Below are 240 nucleotides of genomic sequence, written 5' to 3'. Positions count from 1 at the left end.
GTCGGGATGCGGTATCGCAGATCATTACCTTCGGTACTATGGCTGCGAAGGCGGTTATTCGTGATGTGGGGCGTGTATTGGGTCACCCGTTTGGCTTTGTTGACCGCATATCAAAACTGATTCCAGCTGACCCTGGCATGACGTTAGAAAAAGCCTTCAAGGCGGAGCCTGCATTGCCACAGCTTTATGATGGCGATGAAGAAGTTCGAGACCTCATCGATATGTGCCGCATATTGGAAG

The 240-nt window shown here is 50.8% G+C and carries 1 protein-coding gene; it reads left to right on the top strand.

Features of this window, described 5'->3' with window-relative positions; translation table 11 throughout:
- A partial coding sequence (locus FQ668_RS28140) for a hypothetical protein (protein ID WP_144180870.1) occupies window positions 1-240 on the top strand: 240 nt, incomplete at both ends.

Source organism: Pseudomonas sp. Kh14, assembly GCF_900291005.1.
Taxonomy (GTDB): domain Bacteria; phylum Pseudomonadota; class Gammaproteobacteria; order Pseudomonadales; family Pseudomonadaceae; genus Aquipseudomonas; species Aquipseudomonas alloputida.
Note: the sequence above shows the minus strand (reverse complement) of the source record. Positions and strands in the feature narration are given on the sequence as shown.